Annotated in this window: 8 protein-coding genes and 1 riboswitch; of the genes, 1 reads left to right on the top strand and 7 read right to left on the bottom strand. The window is 65.2% G+C overall.

The window, feature by feature from the left end; translation table 11 throughout:
- Window positions 1-217: 217 nt before the first annotated feature.
- The 6 genes from GW587_RS25755 to GW587_RS25730 form a co-directional block, all read right to left on the bottom strand.
- Window positions 218-2,890, bottom strand: coding sequence for a type VI secretion system Vgr family protein (locus tag GW587_RS25755; protein WP_166107770.1), 2,673 nt, complete (start codon window positions 2,888-2,890; stop codon window positions 218-220).
- Window positions 2,891-2,988: 98 nt separating this feature from the next.
- On the bottom strand, window positions 2,989-3,954 hold the full coding sequence (gene tssG, locus GW587_RS25750) for a type VI secretion system baseplate subunit TssG (RefSeq protein ID WP_166107753.1): 966 nt from the start codon (window positions 3,952-3,954) through the stop codon (window positions 2,989-2,991).
- Window positions 3,918-5,753: a type VI secretion system baseplate subunit TssF gene (tssF, locus tag GW587_RS25745; RefSeq protein ID WP_166107752.1), complete on the bottom strand. Its 1,836-nt coding sequence runs from the start codon at window positions 5,751-5,753 to the stop codon at window positions 3,918-3,920. The genes tssG and tssF overlap by 37 nt, the downstream gene beginning before the upstream one ends.
- Before the next feature lie 132 nt (window positions 5,754-5,885).
- Window positions 5,886-6,908: an LLM class flavin-dependent oxidoreductase gene (locus GW587_RS25740; protein WP_166107751.1), complete on the bottom strand. Its 1,023-nt coding sequence runs from the start codon at window positions 6,906-6,908 to the stop codon at window positions 5,886-5,888.
- Window positions 6,905-8,503, bottom strand: coding sequence for a serine hydrolase (locus tag GW587_RS25735; RefSeq protein ID WP_166107750.1), 1,599 nt, complete (start codon window positions 8,501-8,503; stop codon window positions 6,905-6,907). Before GW587_RS25735 ends, GW587_RS25740 begins: the two co-directional genes overlap by 4 nt.
- Window positions 8,500-10,344, bottom strand: coding sequence for a M1 family metallopeptidase (locus GW587_RS25730; RefSeq protein ID WP_166107749.1), 1,845 nt, complete (start codon window positions 10,342-10,344; stop codon window positions 8,500-8,502). Before GW587_RS25730 ends, GW587_RS25735 begins: the two co-directional genes overlap by 4 nt.
- 90 nt (window positions 10,345-10,434) lie before the next feature.
- Window positions 10,435-10,609: riboswitch (yybP-ykoY riboswitch) on the top strand.
- A gap of 23 nt (window positions 10,610-10,632) precedes the next feature.
- Here GW587_RS25730 and GW587_RS25725 point away from each other — a divergent pair.
- A complete protein-coding gene (locus GW587_RS25725; RefSeq protein ID WP_166107748.1) occupies window positions 10,633-11,208 on the top strand; it encodes a TMEM165/GDT1 family protein in 576 nt (191 codons plus the stop codon).
- A gap of 8 nt (window positions 11,209-11,216) precedes the next feature.
- Here the strand turns inward: GW587_RS25725 and GW587_RS25720 are convergent, their stop codons facing one another.
- Entirely contained in the window at window positions 11,217-19,985 is an 8,769-nt protein-coding gene (locus tag GW587_RS25720; protein ID WP_166107747.1) for a GH36-type glycosyl hydrolase domain-containing protein, read from the bottom strand.
- Window positions 19,986-20,067 lie beyond the last annotated feature (82 nt).

Genomic DNA, 20,067 nt, shown 5'->3' with positions numbered 1-20,067 from the left:
CGGCGCTCTTCGCTTACCGTTACAACCTCGATTGTTTGCTTGTTCCTAGTCATATGCACAGTCCTATTCCTATCCGTAAGAATAGCGCATAGGCCGTGTACGGTGAATCAGGGGGCTATCTCACGCGCATGTAGATTGCCATCGTCATTTGCTGTGGCTGGCACTGGCCGGGTCGGCTCGGTGGCACTATTCGTAGTCATAAGATTGACTCCAGTTATCAAGCGTCTTCGGGGAAAATCGTGACCTCGATATCACCCATCTCTTTGCCTGTTGCGAGGCTGGTCCTCCCTTGTTTATCAGTAACTCCTTCTACGCTGCTGCCATCTGGCATGCTCAACCGATAACGGCGACCAATCACAGGTTCACCGGTCTGTGAATGAAATAGGATTACACGCTCGTCAGTTTCAATTTCCGTACTGGGAAATTTAATTTCATTGACCTCGCCACCTCCACCTGTCGTATGAGCAAATTTCGAAGACTTGATTGTGTGGGGCCCCTTACTCTGCTGAGTAATCTCACCATTTCCAAGATTGATTTGTGCACCTTTCGCCGCAGCTTTCACTTCCGGAGACATCAATTCAATTCCCTTGCCGGCACTAATCCTGATACGCCCAGTTGCCGTCAAATCGATGTCTCCGTTATGAGCCTGAATAAGCACATTGCCGCTGGCTGCTACAAGTTTCATCCCAAGTCCATGGGCAAAGAGGCTCACACTTTTCAACGCGCGAACAAAAATATTCTTGCCAGCGGAAAGTTGGAGGTCCTTAGAGCAGATCAAATCCAAGTTTGTCTGCGCTCCGATCGCTACATTTTTTTCACTTGCCAAAATCATGCCATCAGGCGCACTGCCAGCAATGATTCCCAGTGCCGTCCCGGTACTCCAGCTTCGCACGCTTGAAATGAGGTTTGATAATTGAGGACTGACGTCTTCATCTGACGAGTGAGTTTTTGCAAGGGAAGCTAGCTGACTAGCAATGCTGTTCAAAAGTTCGGCTGTACCTATCAAGTCCGCCCTGGCCAATTGAGCACGGGAATCATCAAGCTTCGCTGTTAGTAGTACGCCGTTTCCTGCTCGGACCGAAATAGATTCCGCAGTAACCAGTTCCGCCCCCTCACCACGCGGAGTTCCTCCTCCATTTTTCCTACTATCGGTGAGAAAACCTAAGTTCAACTGCGTGTCAGCATGATCGCTTGATAATTGAGCACTGATTTGACCGTTGGTATCATCCAACCGCATCTGGTTTGACCTGCTCCCCCTCACTTCGCGGCTCTTAATTCCAGAGAGATAACGATCGCTCGGCAGACTACCGCTATTGCTTAGGGCTGGCGGCTGCGCTTGCTGATTGTAGAGCTGCCCCACAATCACCGGCTTGTCCGCATCACCGCCGAGGAAGTTGACTAGCACTTCGGTGCCGACGCGCGGCAAACCGATGGTGCCGCATTGTTGTAGGCTGCCGGGGCCATTGCCGGCCCAGTTCGACGCGACGCGCACCCACGCGGAATCCGTCTCGGTGTCCGATGCGCCGGCGTTGGCGGCTTCTTCGTGATCGGCCGGACGCGTGCCGGGAAAGCGGATCTTTACCCTGCCCATCTGGTCGCAATGCACTTCCTCGCCTTCCGGTCCGACCACGATCGCGCTTTGCATCTGCGCTTGCGGCACGTCTGTACGCGAATCGTAGGCGGGTACGATGGTCACTCCGCGCCGCACCGCCGTGAACTGGATGTGCATGCGCAGCGGACCGGATGCTACCTTGTCGCCGACCTCCTGCTGCATCTGCGCCTCGCGCGCGCCCTGCATCCAGCGGCTGCGGGCGAACAGGCATTCCACGCGCGCGGCCAGCGCTTTGGGCAGGTTGTTCTGCGCTGTCACCTGCAAGGCGGTGACGACGAATTCGCGCTCCTCGGGCGGATGCTCGTCCACTTCCGGGTGCTCGGCCAGCGTGAAGTATTCGCCGGCGCACAGGTCGCGCACGCTGCCTTCGCCGTGGAAGCATTTCGATTCGTAGTCGTGCCGCTGCATGCTCAATTTGCCGAGGCGGCATAGGTCTTCGTTGTCGTCGCCGGCGTGCGGCGACAGGATCTGGTAATCATCCAGGCTGGCGGCGAGTTCGTTGCCGTGCACGCCCTGGTCGACGCCGCTGGTGGCGTCGGCCATCATGAAGTCGCGGCTCTGCGACATGCGATAGTCCCAGCTGTGCCGCGTGACAGCGCCCGGCTGCAGGCTGCGCACCGCGCTCCAGGAGGTGATCGTGTCGCGTTCCTCGGTGGCGCTGTCGCGGTGGTAGCGGATGGTGCCGGCGGCGTTCTGGCGCAGACTGTCGGCGTTATTGAACAGCACCAGCGTGTGCGTCGGTCCCTCGCCGCCACCCTCGGCGCGGATGTACCAGCCGATGCCGCGACGCTTCAGCAGGCGGCGGATGAAGCCTGCGTCCGATTCGTTGTGCTGCATGGTGAATTCGCGCTTGGGATATTCGCGGACGTTGAACACTTCATCCACTTCGTGCTTGAAGCAGACGCCGAGTATCGGGCTTTTGTGGCGCCATTCGTTGAGGATGCGCTGGACGATCTCCACTTCGTCCATGTTGCGGAACACGCGGGTGTTGGTGCGCTTCTCCAGTATCGACAGGGCGTCGCGCAGCACCAGCTGGTAGCTGGCCAGGCCGCCGTCGCTGTCGCCGGAGCTGGCCTCGGTGACGATCCCGCAGACGCTGCGCAAGCCGCCGCGATCGGTGACGAATTCCAGCGCGGCCGGGACGGCGATGATCTGCTTTAGCGGCAGCCAGGGGTTCGACGAGACGCACAGGATGCGGTATTCGATGCCGCCGCACAAGGTCTCGGAGCCGAACACGCGCTGCGGCAGCAGCATGTCGTCGTTGATGCCGCCCACCATGTCCAGCCGCAGCCGCAATGGCCGGTTGGTGGCGACCAGTTCCTTGGCCAGTCCTTTGAAGCTGAAGAATTCGTTGTCGCTCTCCACAGTCGCTCCTTTCAGGTGTGCAGCAAGTACGTTAGCTGTTCGCGGTCGCCCTTCGATGGTTTGGTCAGCAAGTGCACGTTGACGCCCAGCCGGACGTCGCCGTCGGCTTCCAGGCTGGCGCCGTGCAGGTCCTCGGCGCGCTGGATCAGGTGCACCTCATATGTCATGCCAGCGCCGCAGTGCAGCGCCAGCAGCGCGGCCAGATGCGTCGCGGCGCTGCGGCCCGGCAGGAAGCTTTCGTGGCGATTCTTGTCCAGCGGGCCGATACGCAGGCGCACGCGCGTGTCGCAGACGTAGATGCGCGCGCCCAGCATCACTCCGGCGCCCAGGTCGACGTTGGCCACACCCAGCACGGCTTGATCCGCTGCGGGCAGCGGCCGCCATTCGCCGATCAGTTGGTCGACCGTGAACGGTACGTTGAAGTATTCCGCGTACATCCCGGCCACCAGCGGTGCGGAGACGGAGCGGCTTCGGATCTGCATCGCGTAGAACGCCAGCGTTTCGTGGTCGAGTATTTCGCCGGATGCGCCGGCGCCGGCGAGCGCGGTCAGCATCGCGAGGAATTCGTCGCCGCCGTCCGCCGAGACCATGCATTCCGGCCGGTGCTTGGCCCAGGCCTGGTAGAACATGCCCAGCGCGCGATGCGACAGCATGTCGACGAAGGCGCGCGGGCCGCCGTCGCTGCTGGTCTTCTCGTGCCGGTTGATGCGGTCCGAGTAGTGCAGCGGCAGTACGCCGTGGCTGCCCAGCATGCCCATAAAGGCGGGCGTGACGCGGACAATGTCGTCGCTGTCGCCGCTGACGTTCTCTATCTGGTTCGGCGGGAACGAGAGCGACAGCCGGTTGCGGTAGCGCAGCCGCAGCGGTGGGTGCGTCTGTCCGATCAGTCGCACCGCCTGGAAGAATTCGAAGCGTTGCGGAGCCGCCAGCAGCTGCGCGATCAAACCAGTGTCAGCGCGCCGTTGCGGGGTGGGCATCGCAGCGTCTCCTTTCCGCTGGCGTGGGACATCACCACCAGCTGCGTGAAACTGTTCAGGTGCACGTGCAGTGCGAACAGGTGGTCGAGCATCTGCACGAAGGCGTGCAGGCCGCTGCCGGCGTAGGCTTGTTCATCCAGCGTGACGCGCACTTCGACGCCGCTCAGGTAGGCGCGGCCTCGCTTCTGCTTGATCCAGGCGGTGGCGGGTAGGCAGCGCAGCGCGGTCATGCCGTCGATCTGCCGTTGTGCGACCGGGTCGTCCGGCTGCGTGTACAGCTGCAGCATCGCGGTCAGCGCGGGCAGGCCGGTTTGCGTCAGCGAGCGGTGGTTCAGCGCGAGGTGGGCGATCAGTCCCCAGTGCCGGCCGCCTTCCGATGTCAGATGGTGCGAGACCGTCGGCCGGCGCAGCATGCGGATCGGGAGGTTGCCGACGGCGCTTTCGGTGCTGAGGTCTCCGCCCGGTTGTCCATACGGCAGTCCATGCGGCAGGTTGCGGTTGGTGCAGGTGACGCGCACCGAGGCGGTGCCCTCCTCCAGCCGCAGCGCCGACAGGCCGCGGTCGACCAGCGCCAGCGTGAATTCATGGCCGGTGGTGACGCTGTGGTCGTCGCGGTGCGCCAGCCAGTAGTGCCCTTTGCGGCTGGAGGCTTCGCCGTGGCGCAGCGAGTAGTAGGGGAAGAATTCGGTGATCGAGTTGCCTTGTGGGGTTTTGCGCAGCAGCTGCACCGAGTCGATGCTGTAGATTTCGCAGCCGCTGCCGGGCATCTCGTCGACCATCAGCGGATAGCTGCTGCGCTCGTGCGTGATGCGGATCGGCGTGGCCGGTTGCGCGAACAGGTTGATGATCGGGGTGCAGCCCAGCACCAGGTTGTCCGGCGCAAGCGTGCGCAGGATGCGCGCCATCGGGGCGTCCGGGCGGACGTCGGCCAGAGCCAGCCGCAGTGTGAGGCGGGTGCAGCCTTCGGGGCTGGCGGCCAGCAGCGCGGCCAGGTCGATGTCGATGAAGTCGAATTTTTCCGGAAAGGCGAAGTATTCGCTGAGCAGGCGGTAGGCGCTGTGCTCGGACCGCGCGGCCGGCAGCAGCGCTTCGTCGTCGGCGAAGCCGACCGGGGTGATGGGGATCCTCTTCAGCATGCGCCATTTGCCCTCGGCTTCGACGCAGGCGCAGGCGGTGTGGATGAACAGGGCGTCGCGCAGCGTGGCGCGCAGCGAGGCTTCGCCGTCGATGAAGACGCGCAGCGTGCGCAGGCCCAGTGTGGCGAGGCTGCGTGCGGCGGCGGTGCTGTCGATGCCGATGCAGATGGCGCCGCAGACCGTCGCCGGCAGCGTCAGCGTGGCTGGCGTCTGGATGTAGGGTTCGTAGTGTGCGGTGCTGATCGTCACCGGTGCGATGGTGGCGTCGTAGACGCTGCGGAAGCGGCAGGCGACGGCGCCGCCGCCGAGCGATTTCAGCGCGGCGCCGCGCGGCAGTACGCTGACGGTGCTGACTTCATTGGCCTTGGCGCCGCTGTAGTCGATGCGGGCGATCGAGCAGGCTGGGATCGGCCGCAGGTAGTGCGGGTACAGCATGCCGAGCAGCGCTTCGGTGAAGTTGGCGTAGCCGTCGTCGAGCAGCTTGGCGATGCGGGCGTTGAGGAAGGCGGAGGCTTGTATCAGTCGTTCGACGTGCGGGTCGGCGCTGGCTTCGCCGCGCAACCGCAGGCTGCCGGCGAGCTTGGGGTAGCGGCCGGCGAATTCGGCGCCGCCGCGCCGCAGCATGCTCAGTTCCCGCTCGAAATATGGCAGCAGCTTATCCATCGTGGCATCCGTCGCAAGGACAGCGGTTTTCACCGCACAGGTTGCCGATGATGTCACGACCGTCGAGGGTGCTTTTTGATGTGCAGCAAGGGCTGCCAAATCAAGCCAGGCTTTTTTCGTACCTACTCAGTGCTAACGCCAGCCCAGGCCTGGGGCGACGTACTTGAGGATCGCTTCGATCGTGTGTGCGCAGTAGTCCACGCCCAGTTGATTCGGGATGGTCAGGAGCAGCGTGTCGGCTTCGGCGATGGCTTCGTCCTTGGCCAGTTCGGCGATCAGCACGTCGGGCTCGGCGGCGTAGCTTCGGCCGAAGACGGCGCGGATGCTTTCGTCCAGGAAGCCGATGGTGTCCTGGCTATTCGACTCGCGTCCGAAATACATCCGGTCCTGGTCGTTCACCAGCGCGAAGATGCTGCGGCTGACCGAGACGCGCGGCGTGCGGGTGTGCCCCGCTGCTTTCCATGCCTGGCGGTAGGCGCGGATTTGCTCCGCCTGCTGAACATGCAGCGGCTTGCCCGTCTCGTCGTTCTTCAGGGTCGAGGTCTGCAGATTCATGCCCATCTCGGCCGCCCACACCGCGGTGGCGTTCGAGGCGGAGCCCCACCAGATGCGGTCGCGCAGCGTCGGCGAATGCGGTTCCACGCGCAACTGGCCGGGTGGATTGGGGAACATCGGTCTCGGATTCGGTTTGGCGAAGCCTTCGCCTCGCAGCACTTCGTAAAAGACTTCCGTGTGGCGGCGCGCCATGTCGGCGTGCGTTTCGCCTTCCAGCGGCGCGTAGCCGAAGTAGCGCCAGCCTTCCTCGACCTGCTCTCCCGAGCCGCGACTGATGCCCAACTGTAGCCGGCCGCCGGAAATCAGGTCGGCCGCGCCGGCGTCTTCCGCCATGTACAGCGGGTTCTCGTAGCGCATGTCGATCACGCCGGTGCCGATTTCGATCTTGCTGGTCCTGGCGCCGACCGCCGCCAGCAGCGGGAACGGCGATGCCAGCTGCTGCGCGAAATGATGGACGCGGAAGTAGGCGCCGTCCGCGCCCAGCTCTTCGGCGGCGACTGCCAGGTCGATCGATTGCAGCAGCACGTCGGCCGCCGACCGCGCGCGCGATTGCGTGGAATTGGTCCAGTGGCCGAAGGAGAGGAAGCCTATCTTTTTCATGGCGTCTTCGCTTTCACCGGCGTGAACGTCAGGTCCTTGAAATCGTAGCTGAAGTCCGTTTCGGTGGAGATCGGCGCCATCTTCATGCGTTCGATGCTGCCGTCGGGATTCAGCGCGAACGTCACGTAGGCGTCGGCGTTGAAGCTGCGCTCCTTCCAGCGGACGATGAAGGTGTCGTGCTGGAAGTGCTCCAGCTCTCCCGTCAGGTCCGGCGTGCGGGTGAAGCGCATGATGCGTTTCTTGCCTTCGGCCTGGATGGTGACCTTGCCATACCATGCGTCCTCGTACTCGCCGTCGTAGGATGCCAGCGGCAGCGACGGCGACGACTTGGCGGCGCGCGCGGAGACTTCCTTGCCCTGCCGCTCCAGTTCCGCCTTGTGCATCGCTTCCTGTTGGTCGGCGTACAGCTTGATCCAGTCGGACGGCGGCACGTTCAGGTACTGGTCCAGGATGCGCCAGTACAGCGACGCCATCGCCGGGCTGTTCTCGGCGTTGGTCAGGATGGCGATGCCGAGCTTCTCTTCCGGCACCATCAGCACCGTCGAGTAGAAGCCCACCAGCGCGCCGCCGTGCATGGCGAGCTTGCGGCCCTTGTAGTCGCGCAGCTGGAAGCCCAGGCCGTAGGCGCTGAAGTTCGGCTTGGTCGCGGCCAGCGCCGGCTTGGGTTCGCGGATGCGGATCGGCGTCTGCTCGCTCCACAGTTCGGCGGATTGTTTGGCGCTGAACAGCTGTTCGCCGTTGTCCATCTTGCCTTGATTGAGCAGCACCGTCATCCAGCGCGCGATGTCCTCGGCGCTGGTGTTGATGCCGACCGCGCCGACCGCGTTCGGCACCGGTATCGGCTTGACCACCGAGATCTTGTCGTTGATCTTGCTGTGCGGTGCGGAGTAGTCGTCGCTGGCCAGCATCTCGGCGACGCTGGTCTTGGTGCCGTTCATGCCCAGCGGTGCGAGGATGCGCTCGTGGATCGCCTGGCCCCACGGCTTGCCGCTCTTCTCGGCGATGATCTTGCCGGCGACGATGTAGAGCAGGTTGTCGTAGGCGTAGCTACTGCGGAAGCTGGTGGTCGGCTTGATGTGGCGCAGCCTGGCGATGATTTCGTCGGTGCTGAAGTCGGTGCTCGGCCACCACAGCAAATCGCCGGCGCCCAGACCGAGGCCGCTGCGGTGCGTCAGCAGGTCGCGCACGGTCATCTCGCCGGTCACGTAGGAGTCGAACATCTGGAAGCCCGGCAGGTGCTTGGTGACCGGGTCGTCCCATGCCAGCTTGCCTTCGTCCACCAGCATCGCCAGCGCTGCGGCGGTGAAGGCCTTGGAGTTCGACGCCACTTCAAACAGCGTCTTGCCGTCGACCGGCGCCGGATCGCCCAGCTTGCGCACGCCGTACCCCTTGGCGACGACCACCTTGCCGTCCTTGACGATGGCGATCGCCATGCCGGGCACGTCGAAGGTCTTCAGCGCCAGGTTGACGTCCGAGTCCAGATTGAAGGCGGGGACGGCGGCCGCCGGCGGTGCGACGGCGACCGGCGCGCCAACGGCGTTGCCGAGGAAGGCCAGCGTCAGCGCGGTCGAGACGAAAGTACGTGAAAGCTTCATTGTTTTTTAAATTGTTTGTCGACCGAGGCCTGGGTTACAGGGTGATAGTGCGAGCGCGCCTTGGCGTAGACGGCCTTGGCCCAGTCCTTGTCGGCCGGGTTCTTCAGCAGCGCGGTGTACAGCGGCACCACGAACTTCTGGCGGCCGACGCTCATGAGGAAGGTGTTCAGCGGTTCGCGCACGTTGTAGCCGGCCCTGACGGAGCCGAGATAGAAGCGGAAGGCGATCTCGTTGTTGCCGCTCTTGGCCAGGCCGAAGACCTGGTCCAGCTCCGCCATCTGCGCGGCGTTGGCCTTGCCGTTGATGTCGTTCAGGAAGTGCATCCATTCCAGCGCGACCCAGTTCTTGCCGTTCAATTCGGCGATCGGCAGCTCGCCCTTCAGCCATGCGGTGCGCTGCGCGTCCAGCGTGGCCAGGCGCGGCGAGACGGCGTGCTTGGCGCTGGCCGGAATGCCGGGCGCGTACAGCCATTCGTCCAGCTCCGCCTGCGCCATGTATTCGGGATGCGCGTCGAGCAGGTTCTTTTTCAGGTAGTCGATGAATTCGTCGGTGGTGGCGGACTTGAACGCGTGCGAGTCGAACCAGCCGCGCAGGAAGGGATCGAACACGTCGCGGCCGGCGCGCTGCTCCAGCGTGCGCAGGAACCAGGCGCCCTTCGGATAAATCAGGCCGCCGTCGGAGTAGGCTTTCGGGTCGTTGTCGGCGCCGCGCGTGGCCAGCACCTGCTTGGCGGCGGGGATGTTGGCCAGCGAGGACATCGCTTCCTCCTGCTCCACCTGCAGGTTCATCTCGGCGATCTCTTCGCCGTACAGCTTCTCGACGATGCGGGTGGTGACGTAGGTGGTGAAGCCTTCGTTGAGCCACATGTGCTTCCACGAGGCGTTGGTCACCAGGTTGCCGGACCACGAGTGCGCCAGTTCGTGCGCGATCAGGTCGACCAGGCTCTTGTCGCCGGCGATCATGGTCGGGGTGACGAAGGTCAGGCGCGGGTTCTCCATGCCGCCGAACGGGAACGATGGCGGCAGCACGATCATGTCGTACCTGTCCCAGCGATACGGGCCGTACAGGCCTTCGGCGGCGGCGATCATTTTCTCGGTGTCGGCCAGCTCGGCGGCGGCGGCTTCGATGCGCGCCGGTTCGGCGTAGACGGCGGAGCGCGGGCCGAGGTTGCGTACCTCGATCTCGCCGATGGCGATCGCCAGCAGGTAGGATGGAATCGGCTGCGCCATCTTGAACTTCCAGCCGCCGGCGCCGGTGGCGTTCTGGTCGTTCTCGGCGCTCATCACGACGCGCAGGCCGGCCGGGGCGTCGATGCGGGCGCTGTAGGTGAAGCGCACCGCCGGCGTGTCCTGCACCGGCGCCCACGAGCGGGCGTTGATGTCCTGCGACTGGCTGAACATGAACGGGCGTTTGCCGGACATGGTCTGCTCCGGCAGCATCCATTGCAGCGCGGCGGCCGATGGCGCGGTGCGGTAGTAGACGCGCACCTTCTGCGGCTGGAACGGCAGGGCGATGCGCAGCGCGCGGCCCTTCTCCACGTCCAGCTTGTCGAGCATGAAGGAGGCGGCGACCCAGCGGCCGGCGGGATTCAGCACCTGCACCTTGGAGATGCTCAGTTCATTCGTGTCCAGCACCAGCGTGCGGGCCGACTTGTCGATCCAGTTCAGCGTCAGCTCGGCGTAGCCGCCCAGGGTCTTGTGGCCGAAGTCGGCCTTCAGGTCGAGATACAGGTCGCTGGTGCGCACCTGGTCGTAGCGGGCGTAGCTCAATGGGTCGGCATGGGCGGCAAGCGACATCAGTGCGGATAGCACGATCGCGGACATGGTCTTCTTGATAGGCATGGTGATCTTTTCTATGAATTGCACAGGCGCGGAGCAGAATAGCATAGCCATGTATCTCGCATGTGTACAGCCGCTAACCTATGATATGATCCTGCCTGTTCAGTGGGGAGTAGTCGGCTTGCGCCTCCCCGGCGCAAGAACCTGTGTCAACATAATCGGTCCGCAGACCGTGGTGCAGGTGGTTGAAAAACTTGACGAGACCATGATCCTTGTGCGGCCATTCCGGGCCGGAGCCGCGCATCGATCATTGGTTAATCGTTCCGGCCCGCGTACTTCACACACATCCTCATGGAAGCTTTCTTCGTCTCCACCGGCATCGTCGCCCTCGCTGAAATCGGCGACAAAACCCAGCTGCTCGCCTTCGTCCTGGCCGCCAAGTTCCGCCGTCCCTTGCCCATCATCGCCGCGATTTTCGTCGCCACCATCGCCAACCATGCGTTCGCGGCCGCCATCGGCACCTGGATCACCGGGCTGCTCGGCCCCGACATCCTGCGCTGGGTGCTGGGCGCGTCCTTCCTCGCGATGGCGGCGTGGACGCTGGTGCCGGACAAGATCGACGACGACGACCTGGCGCTGGCCAAATACGGGGTGTTCCTGACCACGCTGATCGCCTTCTTCATCGCCGAAATGGGCGACAAGACGCAGGTGGCCACGGTGGCCTTGGCGGCGCGCTACGACAGCATGATCGCGGTCGTCTGCGGCACCACCTTCGGCATGATGCTGGCCAATGTGCCGGCGGTGTACCTGGGGGACAGGATCGCCGGCCGCATTCCGCTGAAACTGGTGCACGGCATCGCCGCCATGATCTTCGCGGCGTTGGGCATCGCCACCCTGCTGGGCGCGGGCGCCCGGCTGGGTATCTGATTGAAGCTTTAAGCCTTCGGCGCCGGCAGCAGCAGTTCGACCTGATGCACGTTGCCGGTGTCGCTCAGCTCGACCATCTGGTCGTGCTGCGGCACGCCGTCCACCGTCAGCAGCGGCGCCCCGCCCTCGGCCTTCACCACGCGGATCACATACGTCGAGCGGCCATAGCGATAGCTCAGCGTGAACGTGTTCCAGCCTTCCGGCATGCGCGGCGCCAGCGTCAGGTGGTGCGCGGTGCGCGTCAATCCCAACAGCGATTCGATGATCAGGCGGTACATCCAGCCCGACGAGCCGGTGTACCAGCTCCAGCCGCCGCGTCCGACGTGCGGCGCGACCGCGTACACGTCGGCGGTCACCACATACGGTTCCACCTTGTAGATCGCCGTGCTTTCGGCGGTGCGGCCGTGCATGACCGGATTGATCATGCGCGCCAGTTCCCAGGCGCGTTCGGTGTCGCCCAGGCTGGCGAAGGCCATGGCGGTCCAGATCGCGGCGTGGGTGTACTGCCCGCCGTTCTCGCGCACGCCCGGCACGTAGCCGCGGATGTAGCCCGGATTCGGCCCGGCCTTGTCGAACGGCGGGTCGAGCAGCTGGATGATGCCGGAGTCGCGGCGCACCAGGCGCTGGTTGACCTGCTCCATCGCGCCGCGCACCCGCACCGGATCGGCGGCGCCGGACAGCACGCCCCAGCTCTGCGAGATCGAATCGATCTGGCATTCCTCATTGGTGTGCGAGCCGAGCGGCGTGCCGTCGTCGAAGTAGGCGCGGCGATACCACTCGCCGTCCCAGGCGTTCTGCTCGACATTGGCGGCCAGCTTCTTGGCGTGGTCGCGGCACTCGGCGGCGAAGTCCAGGTCCTGGCGCAGTTCCGCCACTTCGGCGAAGCGCTTCAGCACTTCGCACAGGAAGAAGGCCAGCCACACGCTCTCGCCCTTGCCATGTTCGCCGACCTTGTCCATGCCGTCGTTCCAGTCGCATGAGCCGATCAGCGGCAGGCCGTGTTCGCCGAAGCGCAGGCCGTTGCGGATCGCGCGCACGCAATGGTCGTACAGCGTGCCGTGCTCGTTGGAGCGGGTCGGCAGGTCGTAGTAGGAGTCCTCTTCCGGCTTGACCAGGCGTCCTTCCAGATACGGCGCGGTTTCATCCAGCAGCGCCATGTCGCCGGTGCCGATCACATAGCGCCAGGTGCCCAGCGGCAGCCACAGGTAATCGTCCGAGCAGTGGGTGCGCACGCCGCGATCCGACGGCGGGTGCCACCAGTGCTGCACGTCGCCTTCCAGGAACTGGTGCGCGGCGCACAGCATCAGCTGGTCGCGCAGCAGATGCGGCTGGGTGTGGATGGTCGCCATCGCGTCCTGCAGCTGGTCGCGGAAGCCGAAAGCGCCGCCGGACTGGTAGTAGCCGCTGCGCGCCCAGATGCGGCAGGCGATGGTCTGGTACATCAGCCAACCGTTGGCGATGACGTCCAGTTCCGGTTCCGGGGTCTGGATCTGCACCGCGCCCAGCGTTTCGTTCCAGTGCGCGTGCACGGCGTCGAGCGCTTCCTGCGCGGCGCCGGCGCTGCGGTGTTTCTGTACCAGGCTGCTGGCGTCCGCATTGCGGCGGCCGCCCACGCCCAGCACGAACACGATCTCGCGTTCCTGGCCCGGCAGCAGGTCGAACGGCGCCTGGATCGCGGCGCAGGCGTCCAGCCCGGCGCCGACCTTGCCCGACAGGCGCGAACGCTTGAGCGCCGCCGGCGAAGCCAGCGTGCCGTTACGGCCCAGGAACTCGGTGCGGTCGCCGCTGACGGTGCGCAGCGTGGCGTCGCAGTTGAAGAAGGCGACGCGGCCATTGAACTCGGTGTTGTACGGGTTCTTGGCGAACATCGCGCCGCTGACCGGATCGAGCTCGGTGATGATGTGCATGCCGGACTTGGAGCGCATGTCGCCCAGCACCCATTCGACGTAGCCGGTGGCCGACAGGCGGCGCGTCACCAGCGTATCGTTGCGCACCTTGATCACGGTGTACTTGATCGGCGCGTCGACCGCGACGAAGGTGGTCATCTCGGTGTAGATGCCGGCTTCGATGTGCTCGAACACGCTGTAGCCGAAGCCGTGGCGCGTGACGTAGTCGCCGCTGCCGCGCGCCGGCAAGGCCGTCGGCGACCAGAACTGGCCGCTCTGCTCATCGCGCAGGTAGAAGGCTTCGCCGCTGCCGTCGCTGACCGGGTCGTTATGCCACGGCGTCAGGCGGTATTCGTGCGCGTTCTCGTGCCAGGTGTAGGCCTGGCCGCTTTCCGAGATCACGGTGCCGAACTGCGGATTGGCCAGCACGTTGGACCACGGCGCCGGCGTGCGCTGCTCTTCGCCGGTGGTGATCACATATTCCTTGCCGTCCGGCGCGAAGCCGCCGATGCCGTTTTCCAGCATCAGCTTGCGCGCCGGCGGCGAGACCTGGCCGGCGTCGGCGTATTCGCCGCGGCCGTCCGCCATCAACGGCGGCATGCGCATCGACGGCGGGCCGGGACGCTTGATCTGCTCGGCCAGGGTGCCGCGACTGTCGCTGAGGATGGCGCGCGCCACCGATTGCAGCAGAATGCGGTCCTCGTTCGCGATCTGGTCGGCCAGGCGCACGAAGATGCCGCCCGGACGGTCGATCGCCTGCGCGTCGATGCCGGAGGCGATCAGACCCATGATCTGTTCCTGCAGCAGCTGGCGGTAGCCCGACTGATCCTCGTACCAGATCACCAGGTCGACCACCAGCCCTTTCAGGCGCCAGTAGGCGTGCGCCTGCACCATCTGGCGCGCCAGTTCAATGTTGGCCGGGTCTTTGATTTGCAGCAGCACGATCGGCAGGTCGCCGGAAATCGCGTAGGCCCACAGGCCGGACTGGCCGCGCTGATTCTTGATCAGCGTGCCGGCGTCGGCGCGCAGCGCGGCGTTCGGGTAGATGACCGAGTTGGCCAGGCGTCCGTACAGCTGGGCGTCGGCCTCGCTGGCGTTCAGCTGGCGCAGCACCACCTGGCTGTGGGTCCACGCCAGTTCGAACACGCGGTCGGCCAGGTGCTTGTCCTGGTACTTGTCGATCAGGTGCAGCGCGGCGTCGCGCTGCTCGGTCATGCCGGTGACGATGTCGACGATCGCGGTCTGGTCGGGTTGCAGCGTGATGGTGTAGCGGATCGCCACCACCGGATCGAGCACGGAACCTTCGCCGCCGCTGAGCGGGCCCTCGTCCAGCATCGCGCTCGGCGCCACCGTCGTGTTGCCACGACCGAGGAAGCGCGAGCGGTCGGTCTCGAACGAGACCGCGCCGGCCGGCGCGTCGTGCACCATCATCGAATGCATCAGCCACGGCATGACGTCGGTCTGGCCGCGCGGACGGCGGGTGCACAGGATGGCGTTTTCGTCGCGCAGGATTTCGGTCTGCACGAACAGTTTGCTGAACGCCTGGTGCGCGTTGTCGGCGGCGGCCGGCGCCATCACCACTTCGGCGAAGCTGGTCACCTCGATGGTGCGCACGCGGTCGGTCTTGTTGGTGATGCGGGTGCGGCGCAGTTCGATGTCGTCTTCTGGCGAGACCACGATTTCGGTGTACAGGTCCAGGCCCCGGTCGGAGCGGCGGAATTCGGCGCGGCCTTCGGAGAAGATCACTTCATGCTTGCGCGGATCGACCAGAGTCGGTTGATAGGTGGTGGACCAGAACTCGCCGTCCTCCATGTCGCGCACGTAGCAGAAGTTGCCCCAGTTGTCGCGGGTGCTGTCTTCGCGCCAGCGAGTCACGGCCAGGTCCTTCCAGCGGCTGTAGCTGCCGCCGGCGTTGGTGACCATGACGTGATAGCGGCCGTTGGACAGCAGCTGGGTTTCCGGCACCGGGGTCGAATGCTGGGTCAGGATCCGCATCGGCATCGATTGCTCCGGCACCGTGCTGCGGATCGCCGCCAGCTCGGTGGTGTTGGAGTAGAAGGCGCCCACCTGCGGGCTGCGTTCCTGCAGCACCAGCAAGGTCGATTGCAGCAGCGGATCGGATTCGAAGCGGCGCTGCATCGGCCGGTCGTGCAGCAGGTAGCTCAGGGCCAGCAGCCCCATGCCCTGGTGGTGGACCATGAAGGAACGGATGATGGCAGCGGTCTGTCCGCGCGGCAGACGCGATGGCGTGTAGTCGATCGCTTCGAAGAAGCCGTAGCGGCCCATGTAGCCCAGCTCCGCCATCTTCTGCAGGTTGACGCAGGAGGCTTCCGGCTGCACCATCAGTCCCATCATCGAGGCGTACGGCGCGATCACCAGATCGTCGGCCAGGCCGCGCTTCAGGCCCAGGCCAGGCACGCCGAAGGCGCGGTACTGGTAATTCAGGCTGGCGTCGACGGTGTTGTAGCCGGACTCGGAAATCCCCCACGGCACGTTGTGGCGCTTGCCGTAGTCGATCTGCGCGTCGATCACCGCGTGGTAGGTCTGGTCGAGCAAGGTGCTCGGATAGTTCGGCATCACCAGCAGCGGCATCAGGTACTCGAACATCGAGCCGCTCCAGGACAGCAGCACCGGCTTGCCGGCGACGATGCACAGCTGGCGGCCCAGCGCGAACCAGTGCTCCTGCGGCAGCTGGCCCTGGGCGATGGCGACGAAGCTGGCGAGGCGCACTTCGGATGCCAGCAGATCATAGTAGCTGGCGTCGAGACGACGCTCGCTGACGTTGTAGCCGATCGCCAGCAGGCTGGTGGTGCTGTTGTACAGGAAGCCGTATTCCATTTGCGCGAACGAACAGGCGCGTTGCGCCAGTTCGGCCAGCGCGCGCATGCGGTCGTGCGCGGCGGCGCTGCCTTGTTCGAACAGCTGCGCCAGTTGCTGCTGGCGTTCGCGTTCGGCCGGGGCCAGGTCGGTGACCGGGATCGCGGCGGTGGCGTGCGCCAGGCCGGCCAGCTCGCGCAGGGTCGGCATGCGCGAGACGGCGGTGTCGAACACCGCGTCGGTGGGCAGCGTGGCCCATGGCGTCAGCAGCGTCAGCTCGTCCAGCGCGGCGCGGCATTGCAGCAGCAGCGAGGCGCCCCACATCGCGGCGGCTTCGCCGTGCGCGTCGGCGTGCGACTGGAACGCTTCGACGGCGGCGCACATGCGCGCCAGCCACAGATACAGTTGCTGCACGTTGGACGCGTCCGGCGCGGGCGACAACAGCGCCATCACGGCGTTGATGTCGTGCGTATCGCCGCCGGCGTCGGCACCCTCGTCCGGCTCGGACTGCGCCGGATCGGAGGCGCCGCCACCGGTCTGCGGCGCTTGCGCCGGAGTCGTGCCGCTCATGGTTTCCTGCAGCACGCGCAGCGTGGCGGCGATGCCGTCGACGATCTGCGGGCCGAGCACCGGCTGGTCGTACAGGCCGGTCAGGCCGGGCTGCAATGTCAGCAGGTGGCCGGCCAGGTTGCCGCTGTCGACGGTCGAGATGTAGATCGGGTGCAGCGGCTTGAGGCTCTGCGTGTCGTACCAGTTGTAGAAGTGACCTTGATGGCGTTCCAGCTTGTCCATCGTGGACATGGTCTGGTCGGTGCGCGCGATCAGCTGCGCCACCGTGATGTAGCCGAAGTCGGTCGCGCTCAGGTTGGCCAGCAGCGCCATGCCGATATTGGTCGGCGAGGTGCGGTGCGCGATCACCTGCGCAGGGTGTTCCTGCATATTATCCGGCGGCAGCCAGTTGTCTTCCGGGCCGACGAAGCGGTCGAAATAGGCCCAGGTGCGGCGTGCCAGCTTGTGCAGGAACTGATTCTGTTCCGGCGTCAGTTCGGCGTGCTTGCGGTGGATCGGACGGCTGATCCAGTCGGCCACCGCCGGCGCCACCAACCACGCCAGCAGGAACAGCGAGGCCGGGGCCAGGCTGGCGGGGCGCCATCCCAGCAATGCGCCGCCGACGAACAGCGCCAGCACCGGCGATGCCCACATGGTGCGCCAGACGCCAGCGGTGCCGGCGGCCACGCGCGCCAGTCCGGAGGCGCGCCATTCCAGCAGATGGCGATGCGAGACCGTCATGCGCCAGATGCTGCGCAGGATCGCGTCCAGGCTGAAGTAGGCCTCGTACGGCAGGAACACCAGCATCAGGATGGCGTGCGAGAACTGCACGCCGGCGCGGCGCATCGAGGCGCGCAGGTGCTGGCTCCACAGTGTGTCTTCGGGACGGCGGAACAGGTCGTGCAGCATGCTGACCAGCGGCTGGGTGAAGATCACGGCCAGCACGGCGCCGGTCCACATCCACGGATCCGGCAGCCAGCGCCACGCGGTGATCAGCGACAGCACCAGCGCCGGCGCGGTCAGGCTGCGGCGCAGATTGTCGAACAGCTTCCAGCGCGACAGCAGCGACAGCGGATTGCGTTCGCGCTTGCCGCTGCCGTTGGGCACGCGGCCGAACAGCCACGAGATCAACTGCCAGTCGCCGCGGATCCAGCGCTGGCGGCGGCTGACGTCGTCGCTGTAGCGGGCCGGATATTCTTCATACAGTTGCGCGTCGCTCAGCAGGCCGGCGCGCAGGTAGCAGCCTTCCAGCAGATCGTGGCTGAGGATCTGGTTTTCCGGCAAACGGTGGCCCAGCACTTGCTCGAACACGTCGACATCGTAGATGCCCTTGCCGATGAAGGAGCCTTCGAGGAACACGTCCTGGTACACGTCGGAGACGGTGCGGGTGTAGGGATCGATGCCCGGCTCGCCGCCGCACATTTTTTCGTAGCGCGAAGCGTTCTCGCTCGGCAGGCTGACCGCGACGCGCGGTTGCAGGATGCCGTAGCCTTCGACCACGCGGCCGCGCGCGGTATCGATGCGGGCACGGTTGAGCGGATGCTGCATGGTGGCGATGAACTGCGCCGCCGCGTCGCGCGGCAGCTGGGTGTCGGTGTCGAGCGTGATGACGTAGCGGATGCTCTCCAGCTGCGTGGTGTCGCCCACGATCAGCGAGAACTTGTCGCGCGCGCCGCCGCGCAGGAAGCGGTTCAGGTCCTCCAGCTTGCCGCGCTTGCGTTCATAGCCCATCCACACGCCTTCCTGCGGATTCCACAGGCGCGGGCGGTGCAGCAGCAGGAACGGCGTGGCCGGATCGCCGTTCGGATGCATGGCGTATTTGCGGTTCAGGTCTTCGATGCAGCGCTGCATCTGTTCCAGCAGCGGCGCGTCGCCGATCAGGCTTTCGGCGGCGGCGTCGGCGAAGTCGGTCAGCAGACCGAACACCAGGTTGGGATCGCGGTTGGCCAGGAAGCGCACTTCCAGCTGTTCGCACAGTTCCTCGATATTCTCCTTGCTGTAGGCGAGCGTCGGCACCACCACCAGCGAGCGGGCGTCGGTCGGGATGCCTTCCTTGTAATCCATGCGCGGCAGCGGGTGCGGACGCGTGACCAGCGTCGCGACCCAGTTCACCAGGCTCAGCGCCAGCTGGCTGCTGCCCAGCAGCGCCAACACGCCCAGCGCCGCCAATTCGATCTTGTTGGCGCCGTGCGCCGCGCCGCGTTCCAGCAGCAGCGCGGTCGAGACCAGCGCGAAGGCGGCGATGGCGCCGAGATAGGAAGTCAGCGGCGAGGCGCTCGATGTCTGCTGCAAGGCCTCCAGCCATGGACGGCGCATGCCGGCCTGTTTTTCCAGCGCGGCCAGGCCGCCGCCGATCAGGTAGAAGCCAACGTGGCCGTGGCGCTTGTCGCCGCCTTCGTAGTGCGCCTGCGCCAGCTGCAAGGTCTGCTGCGCCACTTCCACTTCGCTGAACCGCGAGCGCTTGGCGATCTTCTCGATCGCGTGGCGGTAGTTGTCGCGGGTGGCGAAGTCCATCTGGCCGTAGACGCCGGATGGGTCCTGGCGCAGCGTCTGCTCGACCACGCTCATCGACTCGACGAACTCCTGCCAGTCCATGGTGCCGAGGAAGCGCAGGCTGCCGATGCTGTTGGCGATCGAGACCTGCTCGGTCGCCTGTTGCTGGATCTCGGCCTGGATCTGCTGTTCGATGGTCTGGCCGGTTTCGGCCAGGCGGTGGGTGATCCACGACAAGGCCAAGGTCAGCGCCGGGCTTTGTCCTTGCAGGCGCCGCGCCAGTTCGGCCACGAAGGCGCTGGTGATCGGCGGATTGGAGCGGGCCATGTCGGCCACCATCAGAATCAGGCCGCTCGGGTTTTTCTCCGCGACGTCGGTCATCTGGTCGGCCCAGGTGTTGGCCAGGTCGCGGTGGATGCGGTTGTCGGCCACGCGCGCGGCGACGCGGCGCAGGTTCTCGATCAGCGCGAGGCGCAGCATGATCGGGATCGCCCACAGCTCGCCGAGCTTGAGCGTCGCCACTTCCTGGTAGGCGTCGACGAAGCGGCACAGCGATTCGGGATCGACGCGGCCATCGCCGTGCGAAATGATTTCCAGCGCGATCTTGTAGACGCGCGGCGTGCCTTCGGGCGCGCCCTTGCCCAGGCGCGGCAATTCCTTGCTGTAGTTCTTCGGTAAGTGACGACGGGCAATGCGGATCTGCTCTTCGATCAAATAGAAATTATCCAGCAGCCACTCGGAGGCGGGCGTGATCTGGCGGCCGGCCTTGACGGCGGCGGTGAGTTCGTCGCAGGTGGAGTCGATGACGGCGGCGTTTTCGGCCAGCCGGGACAGCAGGCGGTCGCGGCCGCCCCGCTTGCTCAGTTCATGGTGTGCGGCGAGCGTCTTGCCGTGCGCGGCCATCTGCGCCGCGCTGAATAATTCAGCGCGCAGCGGCAGGTCTTCGTCATCTTCATCGGATAACAATGCGCCGGCGGGGGATTCGCGGAAGCCGAGGGAAATATCCGGCAATAGGGGATTGGACTTGGTCAACTTGAGCCTCGCTTCGATTCTGCGAATGGGAAATTATGTGCCAAGGCATCGTACGGGGGCGCACGCCACGCGACTGTACGGT

Origin of the sequence: Duganella aceris, from assembly GCF_011090165.1 — a bacterium.
Lineage (GTDB): Bacteria > Pseudomonadota > Gammaproteobacteria > Burkholderiales > Burkholderiaceae_D > Rugamonas > Rugamonas aceris.
Note: the sequence above shows the minus strand (reverse complement) of the source record. Positions and strands in the feature narration are given on the sequence as shown.

What these genes read in the sequence shown, in the direction of transcription:
- GW587_RS25755 (WP_166107770.1), bottom strand. Translation starts at nt 2,890, where the DNA reads ATGGTGGGCGGCATCAACGACGACATGCTGCTGCCGCAGCGCGTGTTC.
- tssG (WP_166107753.1), bottom strand. Translation starts at nt 3,954, where the DNA reads ATGCCCACCCCGCAACGGCGCGCTGACACTGGTTTGATCGCGCAGCTG.
- tssF (WP_166107752.1), bottom strand. Translation starts at nt 5,753, where the DNA reads ATGGATAAGCTGCTGCCATATTTCGAGCGGGAACTGAGCATGCTGCGG.
- GW587_RS25740 (WP_166107751.1), bottom strand. Translation starts at nt 6,908, where the DNA reads ATGAAAAAGATAGGCTTCCTCTCCTTCGGCCACTGGACCAATTCCACG.
- GW587_RS25735 (WP_166107750.1), bottom strand. Translation starts at nt 8,503, where the DNA reads ATGAAGCTTTCACGTACTTTCGTCTCGACCGCGCTGACGCTGGCCTTC.
- GW587_RS25730 (WP_166107749.1), bottom strand. Translation starts at nt 10,344, where the DNA reads ATGCCTATCAAGAAGACCATGTCCGCGATCGTGCTATCCGCACTGATG.
- GW587_RS25725 (WP_166107748.1), top strand. Translation starts at nt 10,633, where the DNA reads ATGGAAGCTTTCTTCGTCTCCACCGGCATCGTCGCCCTCGCTGAAATC.